Consider the following 14,977-nt stretch of genomic DNA (forward strand, 5'->3'; position numbering starts at 1 on the left):
CCCGCCTAATCCAAACTAATCAAAAAAGGTATCATATCCCTCCTTGCTGCTGCCGCTCCGCTTCTGCTGCTCCGGCTCCGCCACAGGCAAATCAAGGTTTAGCGTATCAGAGCTGGAAGAATCGCCATCCATCAGCATAAGGGTACTTTCCTTTTCCCATTGTTCGAGCATTTTCAGCCCTTCATCTTCGAAGATACCCTGCTGCAGGTCGATGGAGTTCATTACGTTGGAGGACATTTCCATGAAACGCTCCATTTCGCCCACCTTATTGGCCACATCGTCGGTGATAGCCTCCATGGCCGCATCAAACATCGCCCGCTTGTCCGGATCGCCCGACATGACGCTCATGGCAGACTTCATAGCCGAGTGGGAAGTACGGATGGCTTTGCGCTCCTGCTCTTTAAGCTGCACCTGATCTTTGGTATCCTCCAGCAAAATCTCAGAATTCTGGTGCATTTTTTTCAGGATGCGGTACATCACATCCATACGGTTGAGTAGGGACGTATACTTTTCATTGCTGTCCCTCAAACGGGCTGCTTTTCGGGTCGCCAGGACGACCTGACTGTCCATGCCTTTCTCCTTTGCAGCACTTGCCATTTTCATCTGCTCCTCGATGGTGCGGGTATTCTCCTCCACCAGGGTTTGCAGTTTACGCATTTGGCCACGGAGTATGCCGATTTGCTTCCGCATTTTGACCAGGTTGTTGGATAGATCCTCCACGTAGCTCTTCAAAATACCAATGGGGTCGACCTGTACAAAAACCCCAGTGACCTTGCGCATCACGCTCTTGTACATGTACCAGATGAGGTTGCGCATGCGGGGGTCCAGGACCATGTAGACGACCGCTGCCAGCACGGCCAGCAGGATAGCCAGGTAAAGCGTATTTTGGACCAGTGCCAGAATAGCAGCCATATTGACGGCCAGCAAGTAACCGCCACCCAGGATCAGGGCACCCAGGAAAATCGCACCGGTTACGCCTTCCGGACGCTTCCAGAAGGACTTCTGCTTGAATTCAGATTGATCAAAATTTGGCGATGATGTTGCCATAGTTATATCGGTATGGTTTTGTCAAAAAAATTAAAGGTACGACTCCATGCTTTCAATGTCCTTCTGTATCTCATTGGAAATACTCTGAAGGGCATGCTGGAAAGCATCTTTGGTAGAAAGCAATTTGTCTTTGGCAGCCTGAATGTCCTCATCTGCAGAGGCAATGGTCTGCTCCCCCTGTTTGATTTTAGCTTCCAGGCTCTTGATTTTGTTTTCCAGCTCTTCAATTTTGCCCTGAAACTCCGCCACCTGCTTCTTCATCTTCTCCACCTCCTGCATCTTGGCTTTGACGCGCTGCTCCATTTGCCGTTTAAGCGACTCCTCAAAGTGCTCGTTTTCATTGTCCAGCACCTTTTTATAATGCAGGGCCGTTTTCAGGAGTTTTTCCTTGGTCAGCCCCATGGTGGAGGCCGTTGCGTAGGCGGAACGGAAAGCCGTCGGCTCATCCATGTCCATTTCGCGTAGCCGGGCTAGTGCCTGTTTGAACTCAATATAATCGAAGCCTGGGAGGTTTTCATTAGCCAAAGCGCGGGTCAGAGCGCTTACACTTCTTTCATCCAGCCCATGGTGATCGCCAAAAAGCGATTTCAGGTCTTTTTGCATTTAGTCGAAAGTTTTTTACTGTTGCTACAAATTAAAAGAAATTGCCGGAAAACCACAGTATATTTTCGATGATCCCGGATGGAAGTTCGATATAACAATTTTTTTCCGATTTTTTTGAACGCCTGTACAAAAGGCGTGTATTCCCTACCAAACACAGGCACGAAATGCCCGATCAGAAGCAATCTAAGGCTATACCCACCGATGAACAGCTGATGCAACGGATACAGCAGGGGCAGGAGTCTGCCTTCAACGCCCTGTACGACCGCTACAGTCAGCGCATGTACCGGTACTTTTACCGCATGCTGGGGCAATCGGCAGAAATGGCACACGATTTCACACAGGAGCTTTTTCTCAAAATTATTGAACAGCCGGAGGCTTTCGACACCGGGCGCCGGTTTTCCACCTGGTTCTATGCCGTGGCTGGCAACCTGGTTAAGAATGAGTACCGCAGAAAAGCTAAACAGCCACTGCAAGCCTCCCTGCACGATGCCAATCATACGCCAGTTTCCACGGCAGTACTGCCAGATCTTGACGCGGAGGTGCGCAAAACCTATATTGAGAAAGCAGTGCAGTCCCTGCGCCCCCACCATCGGGAGTGCTTTTTGCTGCGCTACCAGGAAGGTTTAACGGTGCAGGAAATCAGTGAAATTGTGGACTGCCCGCCTGGCACCGTCAAGTCACGCCTGCACTACAGTCTTAAAAAATTGAACGAACTGCTCAGCTGCGTGCTGGGCCCAAACGCATAGTTATGGAGCCATTGACCAACAATATCGAAGCCTTACTGGCTGCAAAAAATTATGAGGAACTGACCAAAGCCGAGCGCGATCAGGTTGCCCAATCCTGCGGGCAACAGGAGTACGAACAGCTCCGTCAGGTCGTTCTTTCCGGCAAGTCACTGGGAGAGGCGCCTACTCCGCCGCCATCCCTTAAAGCTAATCTGATGAAGGCCTTCCGGCAAAAGCATCAGCGCCGCAACATCCCGCTGCATACCATCACCATGCCCTTTTGGCAAGCCGCAGCCATTGCCGCCTGTATGGTCCTCATGGGGCAGTTCGTCCGCTTTGGCCCGGTTTACGCTCAAACACCAGCTATGGCATGGGAAGCCCATGATTCCATATGGTTCAAAAAAGTAACGCAGATCGTAGCCGATACCGCTCTGGCGGTATTTACAGCCGATGATCAGCTAAAAGCGCCTAAAGAAGGAGAAGCCGATGTTGCTGCTACCGCTACTGCTCAGTTACCCAGCGAAAAAATGCTGCCCCAGCCTGTTTCTGATACGCCCGGTTGGGCCAGGCGGTCAGCACTGGGCACCGTAGAGAATGGGCCCCTATTGCTGATGGTGCATTAATGCCCGGCCAGGAATTTTCTTAAAGACTTAATTTTCTTATGCCCTGATCAGCCAAGTTTATCTATTTTTAGGACAAAACTGAATCCATGCTCCGTTCATTTTTGATCCTAATTGCAACCAGTATGATCGTGGCCTCCTGCCAATCCGAGGGCTATCAGCCCCCACAGTACGATTCTTATGATGATTACCCGGTTTATACCGGTAATGACCTTGGGCTGACTTACACGCCTGAGTCGTCCGGCTTCCGATTGTGGTCGCCCGCTGCTCAGGCCGTACGCCTCCATTTTTACAGTCAGCCGCTGGGCGGAGAACCCATCCGTACCACCGAAATGGAGCCTGCAGAACAAGGCACCTGGACGGCCTCATTCAAAGAGGACCTCCTGGGTACCTTCTACGCTTACCAGGTCAAGGTAAAGGACAACTGGCGGGAGCCGGTGCCCGGCCCTTATACCAAAGCCGTAGGCACTAATGGCATACGCGGGCAGGTGATCGACCTCAATGCCACCAACCCAGAAGGCTGGAGCCAAGACAAACGACCGCCCTTTGATGCTATCACCGATGCCGTAGTTTACGAACTGCACATCCGTGATGTATCCATCCACCCTGAGTCCGGCATTACCCACAAAGGGAAGTTTCTCGGGCTGGCGGAGACTGGGGCCACCACGCCGGATGGTACGCCCACCGGCCTGGACCATATCGCTGATCTTGGGGTTACCCATGTCCATATTCTCCCTGCTTTCGACTTCCGATCTATTGATGAAAGCAAGCCGGAAGGAGAACGACGCTATAACTGGGGTTATGACCCTCAAAACTATAACGTGCCGGAAGGCAGCTATTCCATGGACCCTGCCGATGGGGCTTCCCGTATCCGGGAGTTCAAAACCATGGTGCAAGCCCTCCATAATAAAGGCATAAGGGTGGTGCTGGATGTTGTCTACAACCACACCGGCTTCACGGAGAATTCCCTGTTCAACGAACTTGTGCCCGGCTATTACTACCGCCACAATGAAGATGGCAGCTTTTCCAATGCCTCCGGCTGCGGCAACGAAACTGCCTCCGAGCGGGCTATGGTCCGGAAGTTCATCGTGGAAAGTGTAAAATACTGGACAGAAGAGTACCATATGGACGGTTTTCGGTTCGACCTTATGGCCATTCATGATATTGAAACCATGAACGAGGTCACGGAAGCCCTTGCCGATATCGACCCCAGCATCATCGTTTACGGCGAAGGCTGGACGGCCGGGGACAGCCCCCTGCCGTTATCCCGCCGGGCCTTAAAAGCTAAAGTCGCTCAGATGCCGGATGTAGCCGCTTTCAGCGATGATATCCGGGACGGGCTAAAGGGTAGCGTTTTTGAACATGAAGAAAAAGGTTTTGTCAGCGGTAAGCCCGGACGGGAAGAAGACGTCAAGTTCGGTATCGTAGCCTCCACGGCACACCCACAGGTGGATTATCAAAAAGTGGCCTATTCGGACAACCCCTGGGCGGCTCACCCCACACAGACGATGACTTATGTCTCCTGTCACGACAACCACACCCTCTGGGACCGGCTGGCATTGTCCTGCCCTGATGCCAGCGAGGAAGAACGCATCAAAATGCACAAGCTTGCCCTCGCTACGGTACTGACTTCTCAGGGGACAGCTTTTCTGCACGCGGGCACAGAATTTCTGCGCACCAAGGATGGCGTGGAAAACTCCTTCGAATCTGCAGACAGCATTAATCAGATGGATTGGCCGCGCAAAGCACAGTACGCTGGCGTCAACGACTACGTTAAAGGGCTCATAGCGCTGCGTAAAGCCCACCCGGCATTCCGGATGCGGACCACGGCTGAAGTGAAGAAGCATTTGGCCTTTCTGGATACAGGCGAAAGCAGTAATCTGATCGCCTATCAGATTGCCGACGGAGCTAATGGAGACGACTGGTCCAATATTGTTGTCGTCCTCAACGGCAATGAAGACTATCAGAGTGTCAACATCCCGGAAGGAGCCTGGACTATTGCCGTGGATGGCGGACAGGTAAGCCCGGAAGGGCTCGGCACCATTGAAGGAGGTGTGCTGCAGATCCCGGGCAGAACCGCCATGGTGCTTTACCAGTAACCTTCTGATAACAAACAAAAAACTAGCGAACTATGCTGGACATGCAAAAGCGGTTGACGAACTTCTTCTATGTCAACCTCAGCCTCCCCGCCACCGCGATGGGCTTTGCCCTTTCGGTACAGATTTCGGCCCTAAGCTGGATTCTCAGCACTCAGTACCACCTGGAAATAGAGGACATTGGACTGGTTTGGGCTGCCGGCCCCATAGCGGGCATTATCGGACAGGTCCTCATCGGTGTAATCAGTGATAATGTGTGGTTTTTGAATGGGCGGCGGCGCCCGTTTATTCTCATTGGCGGTGTACTGGCGGCACTTATGCTTCTGGCGTTGCCTAATATCGGGGTCATTTCAGATGCAATGGGGATGGAGTCCATACTGGGCATTGCTATTATTGTAGCGCTAACCCTTGATCTGGCCATCAATGTGAGCTTTAATCCTACACGCTCCATCATTGCAGATGTTACCCCCGAGGGCAAAGAACGCACCAAAGGCTACACCTGGATGCAGACCATTTCGGGTACATTCGGCGTACTGGCTTATGCCGTAGGTGCCATTTGGAACAACTTCGTACTCATCTATTTCGGAGCTGGCCTGGTGCTCATCCTTTCGGTACTGCCCGTCTTTTTTATAGAAGAGCCCCGGGTACTTAAGAGTTCCGGAGCGGAAGAGGAAAACGAAAAGAAACCAGGCTTTTCCCTTTCGGAAACGCTGAATGCCATACGGCCCCTTTGGGGATTTCTGGTCTATGCCATTTATGCCATGACTTTACGGATAATGGATATTGACCGGGAGCCAGGTTTTGTGGAGGGCTTCTGCCTGGCGCTTACTGCGGTGGTGATGATACAAGCCCTGCTCAAGAGTGAAACCGGGAAGCGTAAATCAGAGGCGGGGCTGATTGGTTTTCAGAAAGTACTGGCAGCTCATTCCTTCACCTGGATTGGGGTGCAAACCATGTTTGTCTACATGTTTTCCTACGTGCAGCACGATGTGTACGGCTTCAGAGCGGGCGATGTGATTCCTGAAGATATTAAAATCGAAATGGGTCGGGTGGTCTCAATTGCTTTCCTGGTCCTTAATGCGGTTGCTGCCATCCTGCCTGCAACTGTTCTGGAGCCCATGGCCGACAAATTTGGGCGCGTTAAAGTACACTTTGCCTGTATTGCTGTGATGGCGGTTGGGTACTTCAGCTTTTTGGTGCCGGGTATCAGCCCAACCCTGATTTATGTGCTGATGGGCGTGGCGGGCGTTGGCTGGGCAGCTACCGTGAGCCTGCCCTTTGCTATCATGTCGCAAAAAGTGGACCAGGCTAAAATGGGGCTTTACATGGGGCTGTTCAACCTGTCGGTGGTTCTGCCGCAGCTAGTCGCCAGTCTGGGCGTGGGCCAGCTGATTGGCAATGCCGAAAACAAGAGTATCACCTTTGTGGTATGCGGCGTGACGCTTGGCATTTCTGCCCTGGCCTGGCTTATGGTCAAAGAGGAACAGACCGGAGACGCGGCAGTTGTTGCGCCGGCAGGGCATTAAAAAATTGGATGCCAGTGGCCTATTAAAGGCTGGCATCCAGTTTTTTATCTACCAGCGATAAAGCTTGGCATCTTCCGTAAACCGCTTACGCACATCTTTAATTGCGGCTTCAATCTCAGCTTCGGATCGGTAAGTCCGCTGCACGCCCACTTTGGTCAGCTTGCCCGCCTTCTCCGTGTAAGGTTCGTACCCGGCATCGTAGATATCGTCTATGAGCTGCTTTACGTTATCGGGATTGCCAAAGACCCCAACGATGATGACATATGACTGCTGTCCGGGCACTGGCGTCGGGCGTTCAGTATCAGCCCCTTCAGCATCATCAGCAGGTGATTCTGCCTGTGCTTCCGTTTCTGCAGGAGCCTCCTCTTCCGGAATAGCCTTAGCAGCCGTGTCATCGCCCGGGCGCACATTCACGCGGGAAGTAGGAACCGTCTGCATGGCCTGCTCCTGTCCCTGCCCCGCTCCAAAAATCAGAAAATATACCGCTACGCTTACCACCACAGTTGCTGCCGCAATAGCCGCTATCAAGCCATTATTGGTAGCCTGGGCTGCATTTGGAGGACCGGCATTAACAGTGGATTTTTTCGGGCGTTCTTTCACCGGCTGCGGTCGGGCGGAACGGGCAACGGGGTAAAAGCTGACCGTAGGCAGGCCGTAGGAATCCACGTCGTAATTATTGCCATCCGGCAGGAACTGCAGGTTATTCTCATAATCCTGATACAAACGCCCCACTTTAGGGAAAACAACGATTTCTCTGCGCCCGATGGCTTCTTTCACTTCATTGACGTAACCCTCCAGCGTTTGAGTGGCATCCTTTGGCGACAAGCCGTACTGCTCCTGAAGCATGCCCGACAGCAAGCCGTCATCGCTTACCAGGTTGGCATTGAAGGCAACGGTCTTGCCCGGAGGATGCAGCTCGCCCTGTACCTGATCGATTACAGCAGGCTGATAGGCCGCTTCGAAACTCCCCAGCCCAGGCAGGGCTACTGTCTTATTTTTGTAAAGAAGTGAACTGATATAATTGCCTATATCCATTTCCATATCTGCTGCTTTTTGCTGTAGCCGTGCGGCCGAGTCTGACGCGCACCTGCAAAGGTACATCTTAAAGGCCTTATCGTGCCAATCTGACAGCCCTGAATATGCCCAATGTCTAAACTAATCAATTTTGGGCAAATTCCAATATATACTAACTTTGGCAACCACAAATTGGGGTATTTGTTATCCTTCTTTGTGACCAATCTATCAAAACACAACGCACCCATGTCGATTCGCGATATACTTAAGCAAAGAATTTTAGTCATTGATGGTGCCATGGGCACTATGATTCAGCAATACCAACTCGGTGAAGCGGACTACCGTGGTGAGGAGTTTGCAGACTGGCCTCAGGATATTCAGGGCAACAACGATATTCTATCCATCACGCAGCCCCAAATCGTGGAGGCTATCCACAAAGCCTACCTGGAAGCCGGGGCGGATATCATTGAAACCAACACCTTCAGCGGCACCCGTATCGCACAGGCTGACTATGGCATGGAGGAATACGCCTACGAGATCAACCTCAAGGCGGCGCAGGCTGCCCGAAGAGCGGCCGATGAATTCACAGCCAAAAATCCAGACCGCCCCCGCTTTGTTGCTGGTGCAATGGGCCCTACCAACCGGACCGCCTCCCTGTCGCCGGATGTCAATGACCCGGGCTACCGGGCGGTCACCTTTGACGAACTGCGCGACAACTACTACGAACAGGCCAAAGGCCTGATGGATGGTGGTGCCGACCTCTTCCTGATTGAGACCGTCTTCGACACCCTCAATGCCAAAGCTGCGCTTTTTGCCATTGACCTGTTACATGAGGAACAGGGCAAGGAACTGCCCATCATGGTATCGGGCACGATTACTGATGCCAGCGGGCGTACCCTGTCCGGTCAAACTGCTGAAGCGTTCTGGATTTCCGTCAGCCATATGCCACTGCTCAGCGTGGGGCTCAACTGTGCGCTGGGTGCACAGGAAATGCGCCCCCATATCGAGGCGCTTTCCGATATCGCAGACTGCTACATTAGTGCTTATCCCAATGCTGGTTTGCCTAATGAATTCGGAGAGTACGATCAGGAGCCCGAAGAAATGCGGAACTACATCCGGGATTTCGCAGACAGTGGCTTCGTTAACATCATTGGGGGGTGCTGCGGGACCACGCCCGAACACATCCAATTGATGGCAGAAGCGGTAGAAGGCTTACAACCGCGTAAGGTTTCCCCATCGCCGGAATACACCCTGCTTAGCGGGCTGGAGCCACTCATCATCCGCCCCGAGACCAACTTCGTCAATGTGGGGGAACGGACCAACGTCACCGGCTCCCGCAAATTCGCACGCCTGATCAAGTCAGGTGCCTACGACGAAGCCCTTTCCGTAGCCCAGCATCAGGTGGAAGGAGGCGCACAGATTATTGACATCAATATGGATGAAGGGCTTCTGGATTCTGAAAAAGCGATGACGGACTTTCTCAACCTGGTGATGGCTGAGCCCGATATTGCCAAGCTGCCCATCATGATTGACTCTTCCAAGTTCTCTGTCATCGAAGCAGGGCTTAAGTGCGTTCAGGGCAAGTGCGTGGTCAATTCCATCTCCCTGAAGGAAGGAGAAGAAGCCTTTATTCAACAGGCGAAAACTGTTCGGCGCTATGGTGCGGCTACGGTCGTCATGGCTTTTGATGAAGAAGGGCAGGCTGACACCATCAAGCGTAAGGTCGATATCTGTGAGCGGGCCTACAACATCCTTACCCAACAGGTAGGCTTCCGTCCACAGGACATCATCTTCGACCCAAATATTTTCGCAGTAGCCACAGGCATTGAAGCCCATAACGAATACGCCATCAACTTTATCGAAGCGACCCGGCAGATTAAGGAGCGATGCCCGGGCGCCAAGGTTAGCGGCGGTGTCAGCAACATCAGCTTCTCCTTCCGGGGCAACAACGTTGTCCGGGAAGCCATGCATGCCGCATTTCTCTACCACGCCATCAAGGCGGGCATGGATATGGGCATTGTGAATGCCGGCATGATTGAAGTCTATGATGAGATCCCCGGCGATTTGCTGGAACGGGTGGAAGACGTACTCTTCAACCGGCGGGAAGACGCCACCGAACGCCTAACTGAATTTGCTGAAAGCGTTAAGGGGGACGGAGGCCGTACCTTCAAAAAGGATACCGCATGGCGGGAAGCCCCCTTGCAGGAGCGCATCAAACATGCCCTCGTGCGCGGTATTACAGACCATATCGAAGCTGATGCCGAGGAAGCCCGGCAGCAACTGCCTTCACCTCTTGATGTGATCGAAGGCCCGCTGATGGATGGCATGAATGTAGTGGGCGACCTCTTTGGGGAAGGCAAGATGTTTCTGCCGCAGGTGGTGAAAAGCGCCCGGGTGATGAAGAAAGCCGTGGCTTATCTTACGCCCTATATCGAAGCTCAAAAAGCAGCGGGCGAAGACAGCAGCAAAGGCAAAGTCCTGCTCGCTACCGTCAAAGGCGATGTACACGATATCGGTAAAAATATCGTCGGCGTAGTGCTAGGCTGCAACAATTATGATATCATCGACATGGGCGTGATGGTCCCGGCGGACAAAATACTCGCCAAAGCAAAAGAAATCGGCGCAGACATTATCGGTCTGAGCGGCCTGATTACACCTTCGCTTGATGAAATGGTGCATGTGGCCAAAGAGATGGAGCGGCAGGGCTTTACCGTACCACTACTGATTGGCGGGGCGACGACTTCCAAAACCCACACCGCCGTAAAAGTGGAACCGCAGTACTCCGGCCCCGTTGTACACGTGCTTGATGCATCCCGGAGCGTATCAGTAGTGAGCAATTTGCTCAACGAAAATGAAAGTCAGCGCAGCAACTACGTGCTGGACATCCGCAAGGACTACGAACGGGTACGTGAACTGCGCGGCAACCGGAAATCCAACAAAAAGTACCATACCCTCAAAAAAGCGAGAGCGCACCGGTTGGAGCTGGATTGGACCGCCACACCTGCCGTTAAGCCTGCACAGCCTGGCTTGCAGGTGATCGAAGATTACAATCTTGAAGATTTAACTGAGTATATCGACTGGACGCCATTCTTCAGCAGCTGGCAGCTCAAAGGCAAGTTCCCGGCTATTTTGGAAGATGAGGTGGTCGGTACTGAAGCTCAAAAACTGTACAACGATGCCCGCAGCATGCTCCGCCAGATTATCGACGAAAAGTGGCTGACTGCTAAAGCTGTATTTGGGCTGTTCCCTGCGAATGCGGTGGGTGAAGAATCTGTAGCTGTGTTTACTAATGAGGACCGGAAAGCGCAGCAAACCGTACTTCATTTTTTGCGACAGCAGCGCCAAAAAGCGCCCGGCCAGCCCAATCTTAGCCTCTCAGACTATATCCGAAAGGCGGAAGACGGGCCCGACTACATCGGTGCTTTTGCCGTCACGGCAGGCTTTGGGATCGAACCCCACATCAAACGCTTCGAAGCGGAGCACGATGACTACCACGCCATCATGCTTAAAGCGCTGGCCGACCGGCTTGCAGAGGCCCTGGCGGAGAGGTTGCATCAGCGGGTACGCAAGGAATTCTGGGGCTATGATCAGTCAGAGAACCTGGATAATGAAGCCCTGATCGAAGAAAAATATAAAGGCATCCGCCCTGCCCCCGGCTACCCGGCCTGTCCGGAGCATACTGAAAAGGGAACCATTTGGGAACTTCTGAAGGTGGAGGAAAATATCGGTATCCAACTGACCGAATCCTACGCCATGTACCCGGCCGCCTCTGTGAGTGGTTACTACTTCGCTCATCCTGAATCGAAGTACTTTGGCCTCGGACAGATCAGCAAAGATCAGGTGGAGGACTACGCAAGCCGCAAAGGAATGTCCGTAGAGGATGCCGAGCGCTGGCTGGCTCCGGTGCTGAATTACGATGTGTAAGGCTACAATAGCCACTGCAAAAGATAAGCCAGCCCGATGCCCAGGTAATTGCCAATGGCGTAGCCCAGCAACCCCATAGCGATACCGGAAAGGATCAGCTGCCGGTTGCCGGTGATACTGGCGATCTGACCGATAAACGGAGGGCCATAGATGGCAGCTACGGATGTAAAAAGAAAGGTATCCCGGTCAATGTGGAAAAGCCGGGCCAGGAGCAGATGCAAGAAGATGGTGCCCATCAGGGCTACTGCTGTGAATTGCACGATGCCAAGCCCCTTGTCCAGGATACTTTGGAAATCAGCCAGCATGCCCAGAGCCACGCAAAAAATCAGTAGAAAGTATTCGCCGGTCTCAAAGGTGTTTTCCAAGTTCCTGACGGTGGGTATAAAGGACGCCGCCAGGCTTAGGCTCGTCAGCATAAGGATGAGGAACGCCAGTTGATCTAATCGGCCATACACCAGCCAGGTAAGCCCCAAAGCGCTGCCTATCACCAGGATCGTCAGGCCTATCGCACGAATGGCATGCTTGTAGTTGAACGAATAGTAAGGGTCTGTTTCTGTTTCATCAACTGCTCCTGTAATGGCGTTCTGAAAACCAGGCAGTACCGCTTTCAGCCACTTGGGCACCACCGAAGTCAGCAGCAACAGGTACACCCCTCCCAGCAGCACGTCTGCGGCGTTAACCAGAATAATGGTTTCCTGTGGTGCATTCAGCGCTAGTCCAATAGCCTGCATATTTGGAGTGCCTCCGGTATAAATCCCAGCCAGCATGCCCGCCAGCCGCCAGGTATCCGGTAGATCATCCAAAAACCAGTAGGCTGCGGCAACCGTCGCCACAACACCACTCAGCACACAAAGCCCAAAGCTCAGCAAACTGCTGCCTGCATGGGACAGCCAGCGCTTCAGGTCGGTGGCATAAAGCAAAAGTGGAATAGCAAACAAAATCCCGACCTCCGTAGCGGTAGTTGAGAACGGCTCGTTGAGCGGAAAAAGGCCAGTATTCTTCAGGAGGATGCCAACCGCATAGCACAGTACCACGGGGCTCAGCCAATCTGGTAACAGCCCACGGCGTACAAGCCTGCGGCTCAGGAAAGGAAACCCCAGCAAGATCGCACCTTGTAGCAAAATCCAGGGCATAAGTTATTTTTTTGGCTGGTAATTTAGGGTAAGCTGCTGACGATCAGACCAGCCGATGATCAACCGGCCGGGGTTGTTTACAGGATTTTTAAGCATCCATCTGGCCACCGGCATGACCACATGGTCTTCCAAAGCCCGCTGCAGCGGCCGTGCGCCATAGCGCTCATCAAAACCAATACTGGCGAGGTGACGGACCAGTTGCTCTTCAAACTGCACCTCCAGTCCGGTTTTTTGGAATCCTTCCCGGCTTTTAAGGCTTTCCAGTTCCTTTTCAGTGATTTTGAGAATATCATTGGCTTTCAGTGACTCAAAGACCACCAGTTCATCGATACGATTGACGAATTCCGGACGGAAGTGGCGCTCTACTGCTGAGCGGTATGCTGCCGCGTCGGGATTTTTATCCCCAAAGCCAGGTACCGAGCGGTTGCTGGTGCCGAGGTTGGAGGTCATGATGACAATTGTATTCCGGAAATTGGTCTCCCGGCCGTAGGCATCCACGAGCACCCCTTCATCGAGCAGCCCGAGCAGCGCATCAAAGATAGAAAGGTCCGCTTTTTCCACCTCATCCAGCAACAGTACGGAGAAGGGGCGCTCCCGGACCTCTTTAACCAATTGACCGGGTTGCCGGCCGGCACCAATTAAGCGCACCAGCTGCTCCGGATGCTGGAATTCACTCATATCAATACGGATCAGAGGTGATTTCCGTTGGCCTTTGCCGAAGAAGTACTCAGAAAGAGCTTTAACGCTTGCTGTTTTTCCCACGCCGGTAGGTCCGGCAAACAGGAAGGAGGCAATAGGACGGTGGGGATTATTCAAACCGGCTTTGAAGATTTTGACTACCCGGGTCAGCGCGTCCACGGCTTGAGGCTGGCCGATAATCCGGGCTTCAAAATGGCTCCGGAGCGCTTCCAGATCGAGTGGCAGCTCATCCCGAAGGAACAGCTCCGGCAAGCCCGTCTGCTGAATGAAATTCCGTATGACTTCGGCTTTTCCAATCTGCCGCTCCTGCCTTGACCGGGCTTCATTCAGAGATTGCCCCAGGAAATTAACGGCCTTGCCTGGAAAACTGGCGTAGGGGTGATAGCGTAACAGCAGGCGGTAAGCTAACACCCGGGCCTCTGGCAAAATGTCCACTTTCAGGTTTTGCGCGGCATAATTAGCCAGCTCATCCATTACTTTACTGACCTGCTGCTCACTCAGTTCCTCAATTTCAATAACCTGAAAAGCTTCGGCAAAACCTGGCAGCAGCCTGCGCATGCTTTCCAGCTCCTGAGGCGTGGCTTCTCCTACCATATGAAGCTTCCCCTGTTGCAGGAAGTTCATCAGAAATGCAGCTACGCTGTCCTCCGGCCCTTCGCCACCGGTTTGCAGCAACTGCACCATCTGTTCCACCCAGATGATGCCATTTGCCATGCTAAGCTCTTCCACCAGGGTTTCTACCGTTTCCTCCCATTCCCCAAGGTATTTAGCGCTTGCGGTAATGCGTTGCGGCATAATGCGCCAGAAGGTGTACCCAAGCTGTTGTTTGCGCGACTGATTACTGATGCGTTTGAGTGCCGCTGTGAGCACCGCGCTTTTTCCGGTGCCGGACCGGCCGACAACAAGTACATTGGACCGGGTACCCACGATTTTGTCCATGGCCTGAGTAACCGCTTCTTCCCGTTCCCATGCGGCATCGGGCAGTGCGCTGAGGCTCCGCTGCTGACTCTTCGTAGGCGGATAAGGTTCTGCCAGACGGTTGAGCACCTCATAGGTCCGCTCGTGGCTCCAGCCTCCCCAGAAGTAATCTCTTTCGTAGTTGACCCGGAGCTCCACCTGGTCCAGGATGGGCTTAGGATAGCGCATCAGGCGGTAGAGCTTTTCCGGGGTGGCCTGATTGAGCAAGGTTAGGCTCGCGTGATGTACTAACGCATCAAACTGTTTGGGCTCGTAGTAGAAAAAATTTTCGCGAAAAGTAGGGATGTGACATTCGTAATGTCCGTCTTCCACGGCTCCGTAGACAATAGGCAGGCGGATTTTCAGTGTGTCCGGCAATGGAAATACGCCCCCCCTCGATCTGTAGGAAGGGCGTACTTGTAGCTCCACCATTTTCAGACGGGGCGATTGAATTTCAGAGGGCGGGTAATCGTCGTATTTTTTGTACTGCTTTTGCAGGTAAGACAGCAAAGTCTTTTTGAGGCCCGTCAGGCTGCTGCCCACCGCTTCTATATCCGTGCCGACCAGCTGTCCAAGCAGGATGTCTTCATTGATAGGGTAGTATAGCAGCGGATATACGATCTTCTCCATACC

Annotated in this window: 10 protein-coding genes; 5 read left to right on the forward strand and 5 right to left on the reverse strand. The window is 52.9% G+C overall.

From position 1 onward, the window contains the following. Positions 1–15 precede the first annotated feature (15 nt). The gene (locus MRY86_RS14330) at positions 16–1,047 is read right to left on the reverse strand and encodes a hypothetical protein (protein ID WP_293564133.1); all 1,032 of its coding nucleotides are present in this window, start codon (positions 1,045–1,047) and stop codon (positions 16–18) included. 30 nt (positions 1,048–1,077) lie between these two features. After that, positions 1,078–1,650, reverse strand: a complete 573-nt coding sequence (locus MRY86_RS14335) for a hypothetical protein (protein ID WP_293564134.1) — start codon at positions 1,648–1,650, stop codon at positions 1,078–1,080. 164 nt (positions 1,651–1,814) lie between these two features. Here MRY86_RS14335 and MRY86_RS14340 point away from each other — a divergent pair, with 164 nt between their 5' ends. The 4 genes from MRY86_RS14340 to MRY86_RS14355 all read left to right on the forward strand — a co-directional run bounded on the left by MRY86_RS14340 (position 1,815) and on the right by MRY86_RS14355 (position 6,617). After that, on the forward strand, positions 1,815–2,396 hold the full coding sequence (locus MRY86_RS14340; protein WP_293564135.1) for an RNA polymerase sigma factor: 582 nt from the start codon (positions 1,815–1,817) through the stop codon (positions 2,394–2,396). Between the two features lie 2 nt (positions 2,397–2,398). Further along, positions 2,399–2,998, forward strand: a complete 600-nt coding sequence (locus MRY86_RS14345) for a hypothetical protein (protein WP_293564136.1) — start codon at positions 2,399–2,401, stop codon at positions 2,996–2,998. 122 nt (positions 2,999–3,120) lie between these two features. Further along, positions 3,121–5,094, forward strand: a complete 1,974-nt coding sequence (gene pulA / locus MRY86_RS14350) for a type I pullulanase (RefSeq protein ID WP_363325375.1) — start codon at positions 3,121–3,123, stop codon at positions 5,092–5,094. A 32-nt stretch (positions 5,095–5,126) separates the two neighbouring features. Then, positions 5,127–6,617 carry an MFS transporter gene (locus tag MRY86_RS14355; protein ID WP_293564138.1) on the forward strand — a complete coding sequence of 497 codons (1,491 nt, stop codon included), beginning with the start codon at positions 5,127–5,129 and terminating at the stop codon, positions 6,615–6,617. Between the two features lie 48 nt (positions 6,618–6,665). Here the strand turns inward: MRY86_RS14355 and MRY86_RS14360 are convergent, their stop codons facing one another. Next, entirely contained in the window at positions 6,666–7,658 is a 993-nt protein-coding gene (locus tag MRY86_RS14360; protein ID WP_293564139.1) for an SPOR domain-containing protein, read from the reverse strand. 219 nt (positions 7,659–7,877) lie between these two features. On the opposite strand from MRY86_RS14360, the gene metH reads away from it, so the two are divergent. Then, on the forward strand, positions 7,878–11,555 hold the full coding sequence (gene metH / locus MRY86_RS14365; RefSeq protein WP_293564140.1) for a methionine synthase: 3,678 nt from the start codon (positions 7,878–7,880) through the stop codon (positions 11,553–11,555). A 2-nt stretch (positions 11,556–11,557) separates the two neighbouring features. On the opposite strand, the gene MRY86_RS14370 is transcribed toward metH, so the two are convergent. Beyond that, positions 11,558–12,688, reverse strand: a complete 1,131-nt coding sequence (locus MRY86_RS14370) for a DUF819 family protein (RefSeq protein WP_293564141.1) — start codon at positions 12,686–12,688, stop codon at positions 11,558–11,560. Positions 12,689–12,691: 3 nt separating this feature from the next. Further along, positions 12,692–14,974, reverse strand: a complete 2,283-nt coding sequence (locus MRY86_RS14375; RefSeq protein WP_293564142.1) for an AAA family ATPase — start codon at positions 14,972–14,974, stop codon at positions 12,692–12,694. Between the last annotated feature and the right edge of the window lie 3 nt (positions 14,975–14,977).

Origin of the sequence: Phaeodactylibacter sp., from assembly GCF_022763345.1 — a bacterium.
Classification (GTDB): Bacteria; Bacteroidota; Bacteroidia; order Chitinophagales; family Saprospiraceae; genus Phaeodactylibacter.

Excerpts from the sequence above, each read along its gene's own strand:
- MRY86_RS14330 (WP_293564133.1), bottom strand. The coding sequence starts at position 1,047 with ATGGCAACATCATCGCCAAATTTTGATCAATCTGAATTCAAGCAGAAG.
- MRY86_RS14335 (WP_293564134.1), bottom strand. The coding sequence starts at position 1,650 with ATGCAAAAAGACCTGAAATCGCTTTTTGGCGATCACCATGGGCTGGAT.
- MRY86_RS14340 (WP_293564135.1), top strand. The coding sequence starts at position 1,815 with ATGCCCGATCAGAAGCAATCTAAGGCTATACCCACCGATGAACAGCTG.
- MRY86_RS14345 (WP_293564136.1), top strand. The coding sequence starts at position 2,399 with ATGGAGCCATTGACCAACAATATCGAAGCCTTACTGGCTGCAAAAAAT.
- pulA (WP_363325375.1), top strand. The coding sequence starts at position 3,121 with ATGATCGTGGCCTCCTGCCAATCCGAGGGCTATCAGCCCCCACAGTAC.
- MRY86_RS14355 (WP_293564138.1), top strand. The coding sequence starts at position 5,127 with ATGCTGGACATGCAAAAGCGGTTGACGAACTTCTTCTATGTCAACCTC.
- MRY86_RS14360 (WP_293564139.1), bottom strand. The coding sequence starts at position 7,658 with ATGGAAATGGATATAGGCAATTATATCAGTTCACTTCTTTACAAAAAT.
- metH (WP_293564140.1), top strand. The coding sequence starts at position 7,878 with ATGTCGATTCGCGATATACTTAAGCAAAGAATTTTAGTCATTGATGGT.
- MRY86_RS14370 (WP_293564141.1), bottom strand. The coding sequence starts at position 12,688 with ATGCCCTGGATTTTGCTACAAGGTGCGATCTTGCTGGGGTTTCCTTTC.
- MRY86_RS14375 (WP_293564142.1), bottom strand. The coding sequence starts at position 14,974 with ATGGAGAAGATCGTATATCCGCTGCTATACTACCCTATCAATGAAGAC.